Raw genomic sequence first — 19,243 nt, 5'->3', positions numbered from 1 at the left:
CAGCAGGTTAAGTATACATTTAATCATAAGACACAGTATTTATCCTGTCGGTATTATTACGCGCTACAAATTGTGCGCAACGACAGACTGTCAGAAGGTTGAACTCACGATGAAAACGCCGCTGATCACCCGCGAGGGATATGAAAAACTGAAGCAGGAAATGGACTACCTGTGGCGCCAGGAGCGCCCGGAAGTGACCAAAAAGGTCACCTGGGCCGCCAGCCTTGGCGACCGCAGCGAGAACGCGGACTACCAGTACAACAAAAAGCGCCTGCGGGAGATCGATCGCCGGGTCCGCTATCTGACCAAATGTCTGGAACAGTTAAAGATCGTCGATTATTCCCCGCAGCAGGAAGGCAAAGTCTTCTTTGGCGCCTGGGTAGAGATCGAAAACGACGAGGGCGATACCAAACGCTTTCGCATCGTCGGCTACGATGAGATTTTTGGCCGCAAAGACTACATCTCCATCGACTCACCGATGGCGCGCGCCTTGCTGAAAAAAGAGGTCGGCGATCTGGCTATCGTTAACACGCCGGCGGGCGAAGCCAGCTGGTATGTCAACGAGATCGAATACGTAAAATAGACAAGAACTTTCCGAGAGACACCGGGCGCGACTGGCATTTTCAGCCGTCAGTCCGTATAACTAGTCCCTGATTTTTGACCCTAAAGATGAATTAAAAGCCATGATGAATGATTCGCTCTGCCGCATTATTGCGGGTGAACTTCAGGCCAGAGCCGAACAGGTAGAAGCTGCCGTTCGCCTGCTTGATGAAGGGAACACCGTGCCGTTTATTGCACGTTATCGTAAAGAAGTCACCGGCGGTCTGGATGACACGCAGCTGCGTAATCTGGAAACTCGCCTTGGCTATCTGCGCGAACTGGAAGACCGTCGTCAGGCGATCCTCAAATCCATCGCTGAACAGGGCAAACTGAGCGACGCGCTGGAAAAAGCCATCACCTCCACGCTGAGCAAAACCGAACTGGAAGACCTCTACCTGCCGTACAAGCCGAAGCGCCGTACCCGCGGGCAGATCGCCATCGAAGCCGGGCTGGAGCCGCTGGCTGACCTGCTGTGGAACGAACCGTCCCACGATCCGGAAACGGAAGCCGCAAAATATATTGACGCCGATAAAGGCCTGGCCGACAGCAAAGCGGCCCTGGATGGCGCGCGCTATATTCTGATGGAGCGGTTTGCCGAAGACGCCGCGCTGCTGGCGAAGGTCCGTGACTATCTGTGGAAAAACGCCCACCTGGTCTCCACCGTCGTCAGCGGCAAAGAAGAGGAAGGCGCCAAATTCCGCGACTACTTCGATCACCACGAGCCGATCGCCACCGTGCCGTCGCATCGCGCGCTGGCGATGTTCCGCGGTCGCAACGAAGGCGTGCTGCAGCTCTCTTTAAACGCCGATCCGCAGTTTGACGAGCCGCCGAAAGAGAGCCACGGCGAGCAAATTATTATCGACCACCTTGGCCTGCGCCTGAATAACGCCCCGGCGGACAGCTGGCGTAAAGGTGTCGTCAGCTGGACCTGGCGTATCAAAGTGCTGATGCACCTCGAAACCGAGCTGATGGGCACCGTGCGCGAGCGCGCGGAGGACGAAGCCATCAACGTCTTCGCCCGTAACCTGCACGACCTCCTGATGGCCGCGCCCGCCGGGCTGCGCGCCACCATGGGACTCGATCCGGGCCTGCGCACCGGGGTGAAAGTGGCCGTCGTCGACGCCACCGGTAAACTGGTCGCCACCGATACCATCTATCCCCATACCGGCCAGGCCGCCAAAGCGGCCGTCGTCGTCGCCGCGCTGTGTGAAAAGTACAATGTTGAGCTGGTGGCCATCGGCAATGGTACCGCCTCGCGTGAAACCGAGCGTTTCTTCCTCGACGTGCAGAAGCAGTTCCCGAAAGTCACCGCCCAGAAGGTGATCGTCAGCGAAGCCGGGGCTTCCGTTTACTCCGCCTCCGAGCTGGCGGCCCAGGAGTTCCCGGACCTCGACGTGTCGCTGCGCGGCGCGGTCTCCATCGCCCGCCGTCTGCAGGATCCCCTGGCCGAGCTGGTGAAAATCGACCCGAAATCGATTGGCGTCGGCCAGTATCAGCACGATGTCAGCCAGACCCAGCTGGCGCGTAAGCTGGACGCGGTGGTGGAAGACTGCGTGAACGCCGTCGGCGTTGACCTGAACACCGCCTCCGTTCCGCTGCTGACCCGCGTCGCCGGCCTGACCCGCATGATGGCGCAGAACATCGTTGCCTGGCGCGACGAGAACGGCCAGTTCCAGAATCGCCAGCAGTTGCTGAAGGTCAGCCGTCTGGGGCCGAAAGCCTTTGAACAGTGCGCCGGCTTCCTGCGTATCAACCACGGCGACAACCCGCTGGATGCCTCCACCGTGCACCCGGAAGCCTATCCGGTGGTCGAGCGCATTCTGGCCGCCACCCAGCAGGCGCTGAAAGATCTGATGGGCAACAGCAGCGAACTGCGTCATCTGAAGGCTGCGGATTTCACCGATGAGAAGTTCGGCGTTCCGACCGTCACCGACATTATCAAAGAGCTGGAAAAACCAGGCCGCGATCCGCGTCCGGAGTTTAAGACGGCGAAGTTCGCCGACGGCGTAGAGACCATGAACGATCTACTGCCGGGGATGATCCTGGAAGGCGCCGTCACCAACGTCACCAATTTCGGCGCGTTTGTCGATATCGGCGTCCATCAGGATGGACTGGTACACATTTCGTCGCTTTCTGACCGGTTTGTTGAAGATCCGCACACCGTGGTGAAAGCGGGCGACATCGTGAAGGTCAAGGTCATTGAAGTCGATCTGCCGCGTAAACGTATCGCCCTGACCATGCGTCTCGACGAGCAGCCAGGCGACAGCAACGCCCGCCGCGGCGGCGGTCAGGATCGCCCCCAGGGTAACCGCCCGGCCGCGAAGGCCGCCAAACCCCGCGGTCGCGAGGCACAGCCTGCCGGTAACAGCGCAATGATGGATGCCCTCGCTGCGGCGATGGGTAAAAAACGCTAATCTCTCCCTGCCCCTTTTCAGGGGCAGTTTTCATTTTTCATCCCCTGGCGATACGGCCGCCATTACGCGCAAAACGGGTTCAGTCATTTCTGATAACCTGCATTAATTCCGTTAAGGAAAGGTCGCGAAATTATTATTTTCATTTCGTTAACTTAAGAAACCTTAATTAAACATTAGATCGCCGAAATAATATTTTGCGCCTATTTGATCACCGACTGGATTTTGCGGCATATCAATAAAAAGGTGATTTTCGCTATAAAAATAGCGCGAAGCGCATCATATGTATTGATGATAAAAACCATTCTCATTATCATCACTTTCAGAACGTTTTTTCCTTTTTCGTTGGCTACGGTCCCCGGCGCAGCTGCCTCCAGGCGTCCGGAAAATTCTTCTTCGGTTATCGATAGACAAGTAGGCCCTATGCAATTCACACCTGATAGTGCGTGGAAAATTACCGGATTCTCCCGCGATATTAGCCCAGCATACCGTCAGAAATTACTCTCCCTCGGCATGCTGCCCGGTTCCTCTTTTCATGTGGTTCGCGTAGCGCCGCTCGGCGATCCTGTTCATATTGAAACCCGACGCGTCAGTCTGGTATTACGCAAAAAAGATCTCGCCTTAATCGAACTGGAAGCGGTTGCACAATAACGGCTGGCCCGGCACAAGAGTCTGAAATATGAAAAAATTAACCGTTGGTTTAATTGGTAATCCTAATTCTGGCAAGACCACCTTATTTAATCAGCTGACCGGCGCCCGCCAGCGCGTAGGCAACTGGGCCGGGGTCACCGTTGAGCGTAAAGAGGGCGTTTTCGCCACCACTGACCATCAGGTCACGCTGGTCGACCTCCCGGGGACCTACTCCCTGACCACCATCTCTTCGCAGACCTCGCTGGACGAGCAGATTGCCTGCCACTACATCCTGAGCGGCGACGCCGACATGCTGATTAACGTGGTTGATGCCTCCAACCTCGAGCGAAACCTCTATCTGACGCTGCAGCTGCTCGAGCTGGGGATCCCCTGCGTCGTCGCGCTGAACATGCTGGATATCGCCGAAAAGCAGCAGGTGCGTATCGATATCGACGCCCTCGCCGCCCGTCTCGGCTGCCCGGTCATTCCGCTGGTCTCAACCCGCGGACGCGGAATCGAAGCGCTGAAGATTGCCCTCGACCGTCATCAGGCGAACAGCGATATTGAGCTGGTTCACTATCCGCAGCCGCTGCTGCGCGAAGCTGACCTGCTGGCGCAGCAAATGTCAGCGCAGATCCCGACCCGGCAGCGGCGCTGGCTGGGTCTGCAGATGCTGGAGGGCGATATCTACAGCCGGGCCTATGCCGGCGACGCCGCCGATAAACTGGATATTGCTCTGGCGAATCTCAGCGACGAGATCGACGACCCGGCGTTGCATATCGCAGACGCGCGCTATCAGACCATCGCCGCCGTTTGCGACGCCGTCAGCAACACCCTGACCGCCGAGCCAAGCCGCTTCACCGCGGCAATGGACAAAGTGATCCTTAACCGCTTCCTCGGGTTACCGATTTTTCTCTTTGTCATGTACCTGATGTTCCTGCTGGCGATAAACATCGGCGGCGCGCTGCAGCCGATTTTTGATGCCGGCTCGGTCGCGGTCTTTATTCACGGTATTCAATGGCTGGGCTACACCCTGCACTTCCCGGACTGGCTGACCGTGTTCCTCGCCCAGGGGATCGGCGGCGGTATCAACACCGTGCTACCGCTGGTGCCGCAGATCGGCATGATGTATCTGTTCCTCTCCTTCCTCGAGGACTCCGGCTACATGGCGCGCGCCGCCTTTGTCATGGACCGCCTGATGCAAGCCCTCGGCCTGCCGGGGAAATCCTTTGTCCCGTTGATTGTCGGTTTCGGCTGCAACGTGCCGTCGGTGATGGGCGCCCGTACCCTTGACGCGCCGCGCGAGCGTCTGATGACCATTATGATGGCGCCGTTTATGTCCTGCGGCGCGCGGCTGGCGATCTTCGCCGTCTTCGCAGCCGCGTTCTTTGGTCAGAACGGTGCGCTGGCGGTCTTCTCGCTCTACGTGCTGGGCATTGTGATGGCCATTCTCACCGGCCTGATGCTGAAGCACACCATTATGCGTGGCGAAGCCTCGCCGTTCGTGATGGAGCTGCCGGTGTACCACGTCCCGCACATCAAGAGCCTGATTATCCAGACCTGGCAGCGCCTGAAAGGCTTTGTGCTGCGCGCCGGGAAGGTGATCGTCATTGTCAGCATCTTCCTCAGCGCGCTGAACAGCTTCTCGCTGAGCGGTAAGGTCGTCGACAACATCAACGACTCCGCGCTGGCCTCGGTGAGCCGGGTCATTACGCCGGTGTTTAAACCGATCGGCGTGCATGAAGATAACTGGCAGGCCACCGTCGGCCTGTTTACCGGCGCGATGGCGAAGGAGGTGGTGGTCGGTACGCTGAACACCCTCTATACCGCCGAAGATATCCAGAATGAGGAGTTCAATCCGCAGACCTTCAGCCTCGGCGAAGAACTGCTGGCCGCCGTCGACGAGACATGGCAGGGACTGAAAGACACCTTCAGCCTCAGCGTCCTGGCCAACCCCATCGAAGCCAGCAAAGGCGATGGCGAGATGGCCACCGGCGCCATGGGCGTGATGGGCAGTAAATTTGGCAGCGCGGCGGCGGCATACAGCTACCTGATCTTCGTTCTGCTCTATATCCCCTGCATCTCGGTGATGGGCGCCATCGCCCGCGAATCGAGCCGCGGCTGGATGACCTTCTCCATCCTGTGGGGGCTGAATATCGCCTATTCGCTCTCGACGCTTTATTACCAGACCGTCAGCTTTAGCGACCATCCGCGCTACAGCCTGGTGTGTATCCTGGCGGTGGTGTTGTTCAACGTGGTGCTCTTCGGCCTGCTGCGCCGGGCGCGCAGCCGGGTGGACGTCTCGCTGCTGGCCACCCGAAAAACGCCGGCCTCCTGCTGTTCCAGCCCGGCTGGCGATTGCCACTAAGGAGGGTCTGTGGCGTCGTTAATGGAAGTCCGCGATATGCTGGCCCTGCAGGGCCGTATGGAGGCGAAACAGCTCAGCGCCCGCCTGCGGACGCCTCAGCCGCTGATTGACGCGATGCTGGAACGGATGGAAGCCATGGGTAAGGTGGTACGGATCAGCGAAACGAGCGAGGGCTGTCTCTCAGGCAGCTGTAAAAGCTGTCCTGAAGGGAAAGCGGCGTGCCAGCAGGAGTGGTGGGCGCTGCGATGAAAGGAGTCAGGCCTGGTCGTGCAACGGGTAAAACGAGTAAGAAAGCAGTGAAAAACGGGCCAACAGGCCCGTTTTTTATGACTGGATTATTTATAAACGTCAGCGTTAGCGTGTACGGTTTTTTCGTTTTTCTGCCCGGCAATCACCACAAAGTATTTCCCACCCAGCTCATCGGCTTTTTTAGACAGATCGCGTCGGGCGTCCATCGGTGACGTCGTCCTGGAGGTCGTGATGCTGCCGACCTTGGTCAAATTCATCTTCGCCACGTCTTCTTTTTGGATCTCTTTCGCGGCAAATGCGCCAAAAGACAGGGTGCCAATCACCAGAGATGCAACCATTCCTGTAACAAGTTTCATAGCCTCTACTCTCCATAAGGTTGTTATTGTAGGTCACGGTGGCGGAATGAAATAATCAACCACCGTAACAACCTAAGTATTGCTAGGAATGGCCCATTTACCATGGCGCGGCAAAAAAAATTACCCCAGCCGCTTTTTCAACGCCAGCAGCGGCTCGCAGAAGGCCGCGGGATGGGAAACAAACGGCGCATGCGCCGCCTTATCGAAGAGGATTGACTCGCTTTCCGGCCACAGCTCATCCAGCAGCGGGACAATCTTGCGCGGCACCAGTCCGTCCAGCCGGCCATACAGCCGCAGAAACGGTATCGGCAACCCAACCAGCGCCTGGCGCAGATCGACGGTTCTGAGGATCTCCAGTCCGCCGTTCAGCGCCTCGGCAGAAGGCATCGGCAGCGAGAGCACCGCCTGCTTTAACGCCCGCGCATCCTGACGCGCGCTCTCTGTGCCCATGGTTTGCAGGGCGAGGAATCGCTCGACGGTGCGCTGGAAATCGTCGCTCAGCTGCTGCTGAAACCCGGCCAGCACCTCGGGCTTGATGCCGGGCCAGTCGTCACAAGCCGCGAAACAGGGGGAAGAGGCAACCGTCACCAGCGCCTGCACGCGTTCCGGGTGCATCATCGCCACCTGGCTTGCCACCAGCCCGCCCAGGCTCCAGCCCAGCCACACCGCCTGAGGAGGAGCCTGCTCCAGCACCCGCTGCGCCATCGCCTCGAGCGACATCGCCCCATATCCGCCGCTGCGGCCATAGCCCGGCAGGTCCACCAGGTGGAGGGTAAAATGCGAAGCCAGCTGCGGCGTGATGCAATCCCATACCTGAGCGTTCAGCCCCCAGCCGTGCAGCAGCACAAGATGACAATCACCTTCGCCGATTGTTTGCCACCAGATGTCGTTCATCCGTTACCGTTCTCTTTTTTACTGGACAGAAGGCCAAATATGCTAACAGCACACAGCTTATGCTGGCTATGCCAAATGCCGCTGGCGGTCGCCTGCTGGGGGATCTGCTCCCGCTGCAGCCGCGCCCTGCTCGCCTGCCCCCCGCTCTGCCCGCAGTGTGGCCTGCCGGCGGCGACATCCCATCACCCCTGCGGCCGCTGCCTGCAAAAACCACCTCCCTGGCATTGGCTGGTGGCAGTCAATGACTATCGCCCGCCGCTGAGCGGTCTGGTCCAGCAGTTGAAGTTTCACCATCGTCCGGAGCTGGGGCCCGCCCTCGCGCGCCTGCTGCTGCTGCGTCTTCTGCAGCGGCACGATTTGCCGCCGGTGGACGGTATGGTCGGCGTACCGCTGTGGCATCGCCGCCGCTGGCGCCGGGGTTATAATCAGTGTGACGAACTGTGCCGACCGTTAGCCCGCTGGCGAGGTTGCGTCTGGCATCGGGAAGGCCTGACGCGCCAGCGAGCCGGCGCCGTCCAACATTCGCTCAATGCCCGCCAGCGCAGGCAGAACCTGAAAAATGCCTTTCAGCTTGAATTTGCCGTGGAGGGACTCCATATCGCTATCGTGGATGATGTCGTCACGACCGGCAGCACCGTCGCCGAGATATCCCGCCTGCTTTTGCGAAACGGCGCCGCGACGGTTCAGGTATGGTGTTTGTGCCGTACCTTGTAGACCCCCGCTGATGGGCGTATTATAACCCAGTAAAATAGTCAACTATTAGGCCAACGCTATGATCCGTATTTCCGATGCTGCACAAGCGCACTTTGCCAAACTGCTGGCAAATCAGGAAGAAGGGACGCAAATTCGCGTATTTGTGATTAATCCCGGCACCCCAAACGCTGAGTGCGGCGTATCTTACTGCCCACCGGATGCGGTGGAAGACACCGACACGGCGCTGAAATTTGAACAGCTGACCGCCTATGTCGATGAGCTCAGCGCGCCCTATCTGGAAGACGCTGAAATTGATTTCGTCACCGACCAGCTTGGCTCGCAACTGACGCTGAAAGCACCGAACGCCAAGATGCGCAAAGTCTCTGACGATGCCCCGCTGATGGAGCGCGTCGAGTACCTGCTGCAGTCGCAGATTAACCCGCAGCTGGCGGGCCACGGCGGCCGCGTGTCGCTGATGGAGATCACCGACGACGGTCTGGCTATTCTGCAGTTCGGCGGCGGATGCAACGGCTGTTCGATGGTTGACGTGACCCTGAAAGAAGGCATTGAAAAGCAGCTGCTGAACGAGTTTCCGGAGCTGAAAGGGGTTCGCGATTTGACCGAGCATCAGCGCGGCGAGCACTCCTACTACTAAGCCCTTCCTCCGGCGGCACCCTGCCGCCGGTCCTCCCTGGCCCTTTCTGTGTTACCGCGCAACATCTCCCGCTAAATGACCGGCAAAAACCGGGGAAAGAGTATGACTTAAGTCTCATATTTAACATTTTCCCCCGTCAGGTGATTCTCAACCCTCACATGTTACCCGTATCATCCACTTCAGGCACCACCGGCAAAAAAATAGCCAGCTATCCTTTCTCTGGGTAAGGATAATGCAAGTATTTACGGTGCCAGACTATTTTGCTCCCACATGGGGCAGATGTCTTACAGGTTGAATCTTTGACGTTACCCATAACAAATTAAGGCCAGGTAAATCATGCCATTAATCATCGTTGCTATCGGGGTTGCCCTGTTATTGCTGTTAATGATCCGTTTCAAAATGAACGGCTTCATTGCGCTGGTTCTGGTGGCGCTCGCCGTCGGATTAATGCAGGGTATGCCGCTGGATAAAGTGATCGTCTCTATCAAGAACGGCGTTGGCGGCACCCTTGGCAGCCTCGCGCTGATCATGGGCTTCGGGGCTATGCTCGGTAAACTGCTGGCAGACTGCGGCGGCGCCCAGCGTATCGCCACTACCCTTATCAATAAGTTCGGTAAGAAGCATATTCAGTGGGCCGTGGTCCTGACCGGCTTCACCGTCGGCTTCGCGCTGTTCTATGAAGTAGGCTTCGTGCTGATGCTGCCGCTGGTATTTACCATCGCCGCCTCGGCCCGCATCCCGCTGCTGTACGTCGGTGTCCCGATGGCCGCCGCGCTCTCTGTCACCCACGGCTTCCTGCCGCCGCATCCGGGTCCGACCGCGATTGCCACCATCTTCCATGCCGATATGGGCAAAACGCTGCTCTACGGCACCATTCTGGCTATCCCGACGGTTATCCTGGCAGGGCCGGTGTTTGCGCGCTTCCTGAAAGGCATTGATAAGCCGATCCCGGAAGGCCTGCATAACCCGAAAGTGTTCACAGAAGAAGAGATGCCTGGCTTTGGCGTCAGCGTCTGGACCTCGCTGGTACCGGTGATCCTGATGGCGATGCGCGCCGTGGCCGAGATGATCCTGCCGAAGGGCCACGCCTTCCTGCCGATTGCTGAGTTCTTCGGCGACCCGGTGATGGCCACCCTGATTGCGGTACTGATCGCCCTGTTCACCTTCGGTTTGAACCGCGGCCGCTCCATGGAGCAGATCAACGATACCCTGACTTCTTCTATTAAAATCATCGCGATGATGCTGTTGATCATCGGCGGCGGCGGCGCCTTCAAACAGGTGCTGGTGGATAGCGGCATGGATAAATACATCGCCTCTATCATGCACGAATCGAACATGTCTCCGCTGTTTATGGCGTGGTCAATCGCCGCAGTGCTGCGTATCGCGCTGGGTTCGGCGACCGTTGCCGCCATCACCGCAGGCGGGATTGCCGCGCCGCTGATCGCCACCACCGGCGTCAGCCCGGAACTGATGGTTATCGCCGTTGGCTCCGGCAGCGTTATCTTCTCTCACGTCAACGATCCGGGTTTCTGGCTGTTCAAAGAGTACTTTAACCTGACCATCGGCGAGACCATCAGGTCCTGGTCGGTGCTGGAAACCATTATCTCAGTATGCGGCCTGGTAGGCTGTCTGCTGCTGGGGATGGTGGTGTAAGGAGACTCCCGCACAGAAAAAGGCCGGTCCGCATAATGCGGACCGGCCTTTTTTATCGGACATGCTCATCGCCGCGCAGCAAACGACGCGGCGGGAAGTCATCTGGCGGCGGCTTTCTTGCTCGCCGCCTTGCGCCGTTTATCCAGATCCTTAATCAGCTTATTGACCTGTTCATCGGCAAACATCTGCTCCAGGGTGACGGACAGCTTCCGGCGCCAGTTCGGGTACTCAGTGCTGGTGCCCGGAATGTTAACCGGCGACGCCATCTCCAGCCAGTCTTCCGGCTGCAGGCCCAGTAGCGCACTGTTACTGTCGGCAATGTAACGCTGCATCCCCCGGTTGAGGATCCCGGTCATGCTCATCAGAGAGGCCTTATGCCCGGCACGTTTGGGCAGACAGCCATACTTATGCAACGCATCCAGCAGCCCTTGCTTCGCCAGCTCGCGGTCCTGGTACAGCCCGCGCAGCACCACCTCATCAGGATAGAGCCCCAGCGCTTTACCTAGCGTCAGATCGCCGCTTTCCCAGTAGCCGCGGAGGGTGGGCAGGTCGTGCGTCGTCGCCACAGCCATTGATTGCTCCGGGTACAGCGCCGGCGCGCGGAACGTTTTCTCTGCATCACTCTCAAAATAGAGCACCTTATAAGAATAGACGCCGCTGTTGCGTAACTTGCTGACAATCTCCACCGGTACCGTGCCCAGGTCTTCGCCGATCACCATGCAGCGATGACGCTGGCTTTCCAGCGCCAGAAGCGACAGCAGATCGTCGACGGGATACTGAACGTAAGCGCCATGGTCGGCGGTTTCACCATAGGGGATCCACCACAAACGCAGCACCGACATTACGTGATCGATGCGCAGCGCGCCGCAGTTCTGCATATTGGCGCGCAGCAGGTCGATAAACGGCTCATAGGCGCGAGCGGCAATAATATGCGGATCCATCGGCGGCAGGCCCCAGTTCTGGCCCAGCGGGCCCAGAATATCCGGCGGCGCGCCCACGGACGCTTTCAGGCAGTACAGCTCACGGTCGCACCAGGTCTCCGACCCGCCTTCGGCGACGCCCACCGCCAGATCGCGGTAGAGGCCAATCGGCATCCCGTCGCGCTGGCTGGTTTCCCAGCAGGCGGCGAACTGGCTCCAGGCCAGCCACTGCAGCCAGAGATAGAAACTGACGTCGTCCTCATGCTCAATGCAGAAGGCTTTCACCTCCGGGCTGTCGATATCCTGAAAGGCCTTCGGCCAGGCCGGCCAGCCCCAGCGCAGCGGGTCCTGTTGTACCTGCCAGGCGTGCAGCGCATCGAAAGCGGCCTGCCAGTAGAGGCTTTCCCCTTCGCGCAGAACAAACTCGCGGAACGCCGTCATCTGCTCATCTTCACGACGAGAGAATCGTTTCCACGCCATACGCAGCGCGGTCATTTTCAGCGTGGTGACCGCGGTATAGTCGACATCATCCGTTTGCCGCGCCGCCTGCAAGGCCTGCTGGGTCGCTGCGGACTGCCACCACGCCTGCGCCTCTTCGCTACGCTGGAAATCTTCAACCGCATTAACGTCGATGTAGATGACGTTTAGCCAGCGACGTGAAGACGGGCTATACGGACTGGCGCTCTCCGGGTTCGCCGGATAGAGAGCATGTATCGGGTTAAGGCCAATAAACGACCCGCCGCGGCGGGCGATTTCCGGCAACATGGCCCGCAGATCGCCAAAATCGCCGATCCCCCAGTTTTTCTCCGAGCGCAGGGTATAAAGCTGCACGCAGGTGCCCCACAGCTTTTTCCCCTCTTTCAGCGGCTGCGGTTCGTAGCAGCGCGCCGGCGCGACAATGGTCCGGCAGTGCCAACGCTCTCCCTCCTGGGTGAGCGTCAGGGAGTGGTACCCCTCCGGCAGTTTAGCCGGCAGCGGCAGCGTCTCGCCGCCGCGGGTTTTCCCTTGATACTGCTTACCGTCCTCAGTGGTCAGGATCCACTGATACTCACCGCGTCCTGCCACCGGCAGCGACATTTTTTTGCCGTGGGTGAAAATTTTCACGTTCGGCAGCGGGTTAACCGCCACTTTCGTGGCGGCGGTAGAGCGATGCATCGCATCCAGCAGGCGCTGTTTGGTGACAGCCGCGATAGACTGCGGCTTGCCGTGCGCATTGATATAGCTGGGGCTGATGCCCGCCGCCAGCGCGGCATTATCGAGGCGTTTACTCTCCATAGGCCTTCCTTTAGCGTTTCGCCTGCCAGATACGTTGCTGATAATCGCGGATCGAGCGGTCGGAGCTGAACATGCCGCAGCGCGCGGTGTTGAGGATAGCCGCGCGGGTCCAGGCCTCCTCGTCTCGATACAGCTCATCTACCCGTTTTTGCGCCGCTACGTAGGCTTCGAAATCGGCCAGCACCAGGTACGGATCGCCGCCCTGCAGCAGGCTGTGCAGCATCTGATCGAAGGCATGCTTGTCGCCGTTGCTGTAGGTGCCGTTCTCCAGCTCTTTAAGCACCGCATCGAGCAGCTTGTCTTTTTTACGCCATTTCAGCGGATCGTAGCCTTTCGCTTTCAGGGCTTTCACCTCTTCAACCGTGTGGCCGAAGATAAAGATGTTTTCCTCGCCCACCTGCTCAGCGATTTCCACGTTAGCGCCATCCAGCGTCCCGACGGTCAGCGCGCCGTTCAACGCCAGCTTCATGTTGCCGGTGCCAGAGGCTTCTTTACCCGCGGTGGAGATCTGCTCGGAGATATCCGCCGCCGGGATCAGTTTTTCCGCTGCCGATACACAATAGTCCGGCAGGAAGACCACCTTCAGCTTATCGCCGACTTTCGGGTCATTGTTGATCGCTTCCGCTACCTTATTGATGGCAAAAATAATGTTTTTCGCCAGATAGTAGCCCGGCGCCGCTTTCGCGCCGAACAGGAAGACGCGCGGCACGCGGTCCGCCTGCGGGTTTTCGCGGATCTCTTTGTACAGCGCAAGAATATGCAGCAGGTTAAGGTGCTGACGCTTGTACTCGTGCAGGCGTTTGATCTGAATATCGAAAATCGCCTGCGGGTTGATCTCAATCCCGGTACGCTGCTTCACAAACTCAGCCAGATGAACTTTGTTGGCCTGCTTGATATCGCGATAAGTCTGACGAAACGCCGCATCGTCAGCATATTTTTCCAGGTTGATCAGCTGGTCGAGGTCATTGGCCCACTCTTTTTTCAGCGTCTCATCCAGCAGCGAGGCCAGCGCCGGGTTGCACTGCTTGATCCAGCGGCGCGGCGTGATGCCGTTGGTCACGTTATGGAATTTGTTCGGCCACAGCTGGTTATATTCCGGGAACAAATCTTTTACCACCAGGTCCGAGTGCAGCGCCGCCACGCCGTTGACAGCAAAGCCGCCCACCACGCACATGTTGGCCATCCGAACCTGCTTGTCATGCACCACCGCCAGCTTCGCCCAGACCTGCTTATCGCCCGGCCAGGTTTTGTCCACCAGCTGTTTAAAGCGGTCGTTGATCTCTTTAATGATCTGCATATGGCGCGGCAGCAGCGCTTTCACCAGCTTCTCATCCCAGCACTCCAGCGCTTCCGGCATCAGGGTGTGGTTGGTGTAAGCAAAGGTTTTACTGGTGATCGCCCAGGCGTCGTCCCAGCTCAGCTGGTGCTCGTCGATCAGCACGCGCAGCAGCTCCGGAATGGCGATGGTCGGGTGCGTATCGTTCAGCTGGATCACTTCGTAATCCGCCAGCTCGGCCAGCTTGCGGCCTGCCAGATGATGACGACGCAGGATATCGGCCACTGAGCAGGCGCACTGGAAGTACTGCTGCATCAGGCGCAGTTTTTTACCGGCCTGATGGTTGTCGTTCGGGTACAGCACCTTGGTCAGTTTTTCCGCGTCGATGCCCTGCTGCTCGGCGCGCAGGAAATCGCCATCGTTGAATTTGGTCAGGTTGAACGGATGAGCGTGTTTGGCCTGCCACAGACGCAGCGGCTGGGCGACGTTGTTGCGATAGCCAAGCACCGGCAGGTCCCAGGCTTCGCCGGTAATGACGAACGCCGGCTGCCATTCGCCATTTTTGCTGACTTTCCCGCCGATGCCGACCTGGACATCCAGCGCTTCGTTATGACGGAACCACGGGTAGCTGTTACGCCCCCAGTCGTCCGGGGCTTCCATCTGCTGGCCATCGTCAAATGACTGGCGGAACAGGCCATACTGGTAATTGAGACCGTAACCGGTCGCCGACTGCCCCACCGTCGCCATGGAGTCGAGGAAGCAGGCTGCCAGACGTCCCAGGCCGCCGTTACCCAGCGCCGGGTCTGTCTCTTCTTCCAGCAGATCGGTGAGGTTGACGTCGTAGCCTTTCAGCGCGTCGCTAACGCCCTCGTACCAGCCCAGGTTGAGCAGGTTGTTGCCGGTCAGGCGACCAATCAGAAACTCCATCGAGATGTAGTTAACGTGACGCTGTCCTTGCGCCGGTTTCGCTACCGGCTGCGCCGCCAGAAGTTCCGCCAGCGCTCCGCTGACCGCGCGCCACCATTGACGCTGTGTCATCTCGGAAGCGGACTGTAAACCAAAATGCTGCCACTGACGCGTCAGTGCAGCCTGAAACTGAGCTTTGTTAAATGAAGTCTGTGACATAATGAGATCCGGGTCCTTTACTAAAACGATGGCGCTAGTGTGCCGACCTCCCGATTCATCGTCCTCATCCCGACGGGGATTAGACAGGGAGGAGTGGCGGGGATGAGCGAAAAGTGTGATCCTGGACACTATAGTGTGGGTGAGAAGGCAAAAATATGCTGTAAAAATCACCGCGATATGACAATCGAGAGGTTACGTCCGCAGGGAAAAAATTTGTTACAGGCCAATACGCGCTAAAAATCTTTCCGCCTCTCGCCAGGTTATTAAAAAAATAAATAGAGAGCTCTGGAGAAATAAGCACATTTCATCACATTGATCCGCAAAAAAGATTACTTCTAAGAAATCTCTGACAATAATTTAATAAAAACAAACAACTACTCTTCACATAAAATAAATCTCTCCCCGCTCCGCCAGCCGCCGCCTGAAAACCGCTGGCGGCGAGTTCTGCCTGCGATTTTTCCCCATTCTCAACCAATGTCAAAATTTGTGACATAGAGCAAATTCAAGAGCATAAAGTTCGGACATAACTTGCAATAAATTTCATAATCACCGACCTTATTAGATATTAATTACGAAGCGCAAAAAAAATCGCAACCTCTCTCTTGCACAGCGAAATGTAGAACTATGTTGATTCCGTCCAAATTAAGTCGTCCGGTCCGCCTTGAACACACTGTGGTTCGTGAGCGTTTACTGGCGAAACTTTCCGGCGCGAACAATTATCGTCTCGTGCTGATCACCAGCCCTGCCGGGTACGGTAAAACAACGCTCATTTCTCAGTGGGCCGCGGGTAAAAACGATCTCGGGTGGTTTTCGCTGGACGAAGGCGACAATCAGCAGGAGCGTTTTGCCAGCTATCTGATCGCGGCGATCCAGCAGGCTACCGGCAACCACTGCGCGGCCAGTGAAGCGATGGTGCAAAAGCGCCAGTACGCCAGCCTCTCCTCTCTTTTTGCGCAGCTGTTTATTGAACTCGCCGACTGGCAGCGCCCGCTGTACCTCGTCATTGATGATTATCACCTAATCAATAATCCGGTGATCCATGACGCGATGCGCTTTTTCCTGCGCCATCAGCCGGAGAATATGACCCTGGTGGTGCTGTCGCGTAACCTGCCGCAGTTGGGCATTGCCAACCTGCGCGTCCGCGATCAGCTTCTGGAGATTGGCAGCCAGCAGCTGGCCTTTACCCACCAGGAAGCGAAACAATTTTTCGACTGCCGTCTGACGTCGCCAATCGAAGCCGACGACAGCAGCCGGCTGTGCGACGATGTCGCCGGGTGGGCCACCGCGCTGCAGCTCATCGCCCTCTCCGCCCGCCAGAATAACTCTTCCGCCCAACACTCCGCCCGCCGCCTCGCCGGGATTAACGCCAGCCATCTGTCGGATTATCTGGTGGATGAAGTACTGGATAACGTCGACGCCCGCACGCGTAACTTTTTGCTGAAGAGTTCTCTGCTGCGCTCGATGAACGACGCGTTAATCGTGCGCGTCACCGGCGAAGAGAATGGCCAGATGCAGCTGGAGGAGATCGAACGCCAGGGGCTATTCCTGCAGCGGATGGATGATTCCGGTGAATGGTTCCGCTATCACCCGCTGTTTGGCAGCTTCCTGCGCCAGCGTTGTCAGTGGGAGCTGGCGGTTGAACTGCCGGAGATCCACCGCGCTGCGGCGGAAAGCTGGATGGCGCAAGGGTTCCCCAGCGAGGCCATTCATCATGCGCTGGCCGCTGGCGATGCCAAAATGCTGCGCGATATCTTACTCAACCACGCCTGGGGCATGTTTAACCATAGCGAACTAGGGCTGCTGGAGCAGTCGCTGTCGGCGCTGCCCTGGTCAAATCTGCTGGAAAATCCGCGCCTGATCCTGCTGCAGGCCTGGCTGATGCAGAGCCAGCATCGTTACAGCGAAGTCAACACCCTGCTGGCGCGCGCCGAGCAGGAGATGAGTGTGGAAATGGACACCGCGATGCATGGCGATTTCAACGCGCTGCGCGCACAGGTAGCGATTAACGACGGCGACCAGGACGAAGCGGAACGTCTGTCGATGGTGGCCCTGGAAGAGTTGCCGCTGGCCAACTATTACAGCCGCATCGTCGCCACCTCGGTGCATGGCGAAGTCCTCCATTGCAAGGGGAAACTGACCAAATCCCTCGCCGTGATGCAGCAGACCGAACAGATGGCCCGCCGTCACGACGTGTGGCATTACGCGCTGTGGAGCATTATTCAGCAAAGTGAAATTCTCTTTGCCCAGGGCTTCCTGCAGGCTGCCTGGGAGAGCCAGGAGAAAGCCTTCCAGCTGGTGCGTGAACAGCACCTTGAGCAGTTGCCGATGCATGAGTTCCTGCTGCGCATCCGTTCTCAGCTGCTATGGGCATGGGCGCGCCTCGACGAAGCTGAAGCCTGCGCCCGCCAGGGAATGGACGTTCTCTCAACTTATCAGCCGCAGCAGCAGCTGCAGTGTCTGGCGCTGATGGTCCAGTGCTCGCTGGCGCGCGGCGATCTCGATAATGCCCGTAGCCACCTGAACCGGCTGGAAAACCTGCTCGGTAACGGTCACTATCACAGCGACTGGGTCTCCAACGCCGATAAGGTGCGAGTGATCTACTGGCAGATGACCGGCGATAAAACCGCGGCGGCCAACTGGCTGCGCCAGACGCCGAAGCCGGAATTCGCCAACAACCACTTCCTGCAGAGCCAGTGGCGCAACATTGCCCGGGCGCAGATCCTGCTGGGCGATTTCGAACCGGCGGAAATGGTGCTGGAAGAGCTGAACGAAAATGCGCGTTCGCTGCGTTTGATGAGCGATCTCAACCGCAACCTGCTGCTGCTCAACCAGCTGTACTGGCAGGCGGGACGCAAGAGCGAAGCGCAGAAAGCCTTGCTCGAAGCCCTGACGCTCGCCAACCGCACCGGCTTTATCAACCACTTTGTGATTGAAGGCGAGGCGATGGCTCAGCAGCTGCGCCAGCTGATCCAGCTGAACACTCTGCCGGAGCTGGAGCAACACCGCGCCCAGCGTATTCTGCGCGACATCAACCAGCATCATCGCCACAAATTCGCCCACTTTGACGAAGGGTTCGTCGAGCGGCTGCTGAATCACCCGGAGGTGCCGGAGCTTATCCGCACCAGCCCGCTGACCCAGCGCGAATGGCAGGTGCTTGGCTTAATCTATTCCGGTTACAGCAACGAGCAGATTGCCGGCGAGCTTGACGTGGCGGCTACCACCATCAAGACCCACATTCGCAACCTGTATCAGAAACTGGGCGTCGCCCACCGGCAAGACGCGGTGCAGCATGCTCAGCAGTTACTCAAGATGATGGGATACGGCGTCTGACGACGCCGTTGCCGTTTAGCACAGCTCCAGCTGGAGGTTGTTATCGGTGATGACCTTCAGCACGCCCGCCGGCGGCAGCACGTCGGTATAGACCGCATCGACCATACTGATACTACCCATATTGACCATCGCATTGCGGCCAAACTTGGTATGATCCACCACCAGCATCACGTGGCGTGAATTCTCAATGATCGCGCGCTTGGTGCGCACTTCATGATAATCAAACTCCAGCAGCGAGCCATCGCTGTCGACGCCGCTGATGCCAAGAATGCCGAAGTCGAGACGGAACTGCGAGATAAAATCCAGGGTCGCTTCCCCAATGATCCCACCGTCGCGACTACGCAGTTCACCACCGGCGAGAATAATGCGGAAGTCCTCTTTCACCATCAGCGTGTTGGCCACGTTCAGGTTATTGGTGACAATGCGCAAATCGTGGTGATCGAGCAGGGCGTGCGCCACCGCTTCCGGCGTGGTGCCGATATCAATAAACAGCGTCGCCCCGTCGGGGATCTCGCTGGCTACCCGCCGGGCGATACGCTCTTTTTCCGCCGTCTGGGTCGCTTTGCGATCGTGCCAGGAGGTGTTCACCGAGCTGGAGGGCAGCGCCGCGCCGCCGTGATGGCGGAGGATCATTTTCTGTTCGGCTAAATCATTCAGGTCGCGGCGGATGGTCTGCGGGCTGACCGCGAACTGCTCAACCAGCTCTTCCGTGCTGACGTAACCCTGTTTTTTTACCAGCTCGATAATCGCGTCATGACGTTGTGTTTGTTTCATGAAATATCCCTGGAAAAATGTCGCCTACCCGACC

At 58.2% G+C, this 19,243-nt stretch carries 14 protein-coding genes; 9 read left to right on the top strand and 5 right to left on the bottom strand.

The genetic code is table 11. From position 1 onward, the window contains the following. Positions 1-109: 109 nt before the first annotated feature. The 5 genes from greB to feoC all read left to right on the top strand — a co-directional run bounded on the left by greB (position 110) and on the right by feoC (position 6,258). Positions 110-583, top strand: a complete 474-nt coding sequence (gene greB, locus N438_RS25620) for a transcription elongation factor GreB (RefSeq protein WP_008807004.1) — start codon at positions 110-112, stop codon at positions 581-583. A 100-nt stretch (positions 584-683) separates the two neighbouring features. After that, positions 684-3,014, top strand: coding sequence for a Tex family protein (locus N438_RS25615; RefSeq protein ID WP_116696581.1), 2,331 nt, complete (start codon positions 684-686; stop codon positions 3,012-3,014). Positions 3,015-3,434: 420 nt separating this feature from the next. After that, on the top strand, positions 3,435-3,662 hold the full coding sequence (gene feoA, locus N438_RS25610) for a ferrous iron transporter A (protein WP_002920506.1): 228 nt from the start codon (positions 3,435-3,437) through the stop codon (positions 3,660-3,662). 28 nt (positions 3,663-3,690) lie between these two features. Continuing rightward, positions 3,691-6,009, top strand: a complete 2,319-nt coding sequence (gene feoB / locus N438_RS25605; RefSeq protein WP_012540404.1) for a Fe(2+) transporter permease subunit FeoB — start codon at positions 3,691-3,693, stop codon at positions 6,007-6,009. 9 nt (positions 6,010-6,018) lie between these two features. Continuing rightward, positions 6,019-6,258 (top strand): [Fe-S]-dependent transcriptional repressor FeoC, encoded by a 240-nt coding sequence (gene feoC, locus N438_RS25600; RefSeq protein WP_004202151.1) that lies wholly within the window; start codon positions 6,019-6,021, stop codon positions 6,256-6,258. An 86-nt stretch (positions 6,259-6,344) separates the two neighbouring features. On the opposite strand, the gene N438_RS25595 is transcribed toward feoC, so the two are convergent. Together N438_RS25595 and bioH are read right to left on the bottom strand one after the other, a co-directional pair. Then, on the bottom strand, positions 6,345-6,614 hold the full coding sequence (locus N438_RS25595; RefSeq protein ID WP_002920510.1) for a YdgH/BhsA/McbA-like domain containing protein: 270 nt from the start codon (positions 6,612-6,614) through the stop codon (positions 6,345-6,347). Between the two features lie 120 nt (positions 6,615-6,734). After that, positions 6,735-7,508 carry a pimeloyl-ACP methyl ester esterase BioH gene (gene bioH, locus N438_RS25590; protein WP_049139641.1) on the bottom strand — a complete coding sequence of 258 codons (774 nt, stop codon included), beginning with the start codon at positions 7,506-7,508 and terminating at the stop codon, positions 6,735-6,737. Between the two features lie 39 nt (positions 7,509-7,547). On the opposite strand from bioH, the gene gntX reads away from it, so the two are divergent. From gntX to gntT, 3 genes are all read left to right on the top strand, one after another. Further along, positions 7,548-8,222: a DNA utilization protein GntX gene (gntX, locus tag N438_RS25585; protein ID WP_012967132.1), complete on the top strand. Its 675-nt coding sequence runs from the start codon at positions 7,548-7,550 to the stop codon at positions 8,220-8,222. Positions 8,223-8,280: 58 nt separating this feature from the next. Continuing rightward, positions 8,281-8,856 carry a Fe-S biogenesis protein NfuA gene (nfuA, locus tag N438_RS25580; protein ID WP_002920540.1) on the top strand — a complete coding sequence of 192 codons (576 nt, stop codon included), beginning with the start codon at positions 8,281-8,283 and terminating at the stop codon, positions 8,854-8,856. 336 nt (positions 8,857-9,192) lie between these two features. Next, a complete protein-coding gene (gene gntT, locus N438_RS25575; RefSeq protein ID WP_008806999.1) occupies positions 9,193-10,509 on the top strand; it encodes a gluconate transporter in 1,317 nt (438 codons plus the stop codon). A 98-nt stretch (positions 10,510-10,607) separates the two neighbouring features. Here gntT and malQ read toward each other — a convergent pair whose 3' ends face one another. Further along, positions 10,608-12,704 carry a 4-alpha-glucanotransferase gene (gene malQ, locus N438_RS25570; RefSeq protein ID WP_008806998.1) on the bottom strand — a complete coding sequence of 699 codons (2,097 nt, stop codon included), beginning with the start codon at positions 12,702-12,704 and terminating at the stop codon, positions 10,608-10,610. Between the two features lie 10 nt (positions 12,705-12,714). Beyond that, the gene (gene malP, locus N438_RS25565; RefSeq protein ID WP_016161908.1) at positions 12,715-15,105 is read right to left on the bottom strand and encodes a maltodextrin phosphorylase; all 2,391 of its coding nucleotides are present in this window, start codon (positions 15,103-15,105) and stop codon (positions 12,715-12,717) included. Positions 15,106-15,729: 624 nt separating this feature from the next. On the opposite strand from malP, the gene malT reads away from it, so the two are divergent. Beyond that, positions 15,730-18,435, top strand: a complete 2,706-nt coding sequence (malT, locus tag N438_RS25555; RefSeq protein ID WP_008806996.1) for an HTH-type transcriptional regulator MalT — start codon at positions 15,730-15,732, stop codon at positions 18,433-18,435. 15 nt (positions 18,436-18,450) lie between these two features. On the opposite strand, the gene N438_RS25550 is transcribed toward malT, so the two are convergent. Continuing rightward, entirely contained in the window at positions 18,451-19,209 is a 759-nt protein-coding gene (locus N438_RS25550) for a DeoR/GlpR family transcriptional regulator (RefSeq protein ID WP_008806995.1), read from the bottom strand. Between the last annotated feature and the right edge of the window lie 34 nt (positions 19,210-19,243).

Origin of the sequence: Klebsiella sp. GL120222-02 (genome assembly GCF_003097195.1) — a bacterium.
Taxonomy (GTDB): Bacteria; Pseudomonadota; Gammaproteobacteria; order Enterobacterales; family Enterobacteriaceae; genus Klebsiella; species Klebsiella variicola.
Note: the sequence above shows the minus strand (reverse complement) of the source record. Positions and strands in the feature narration are given on the sequence as shown.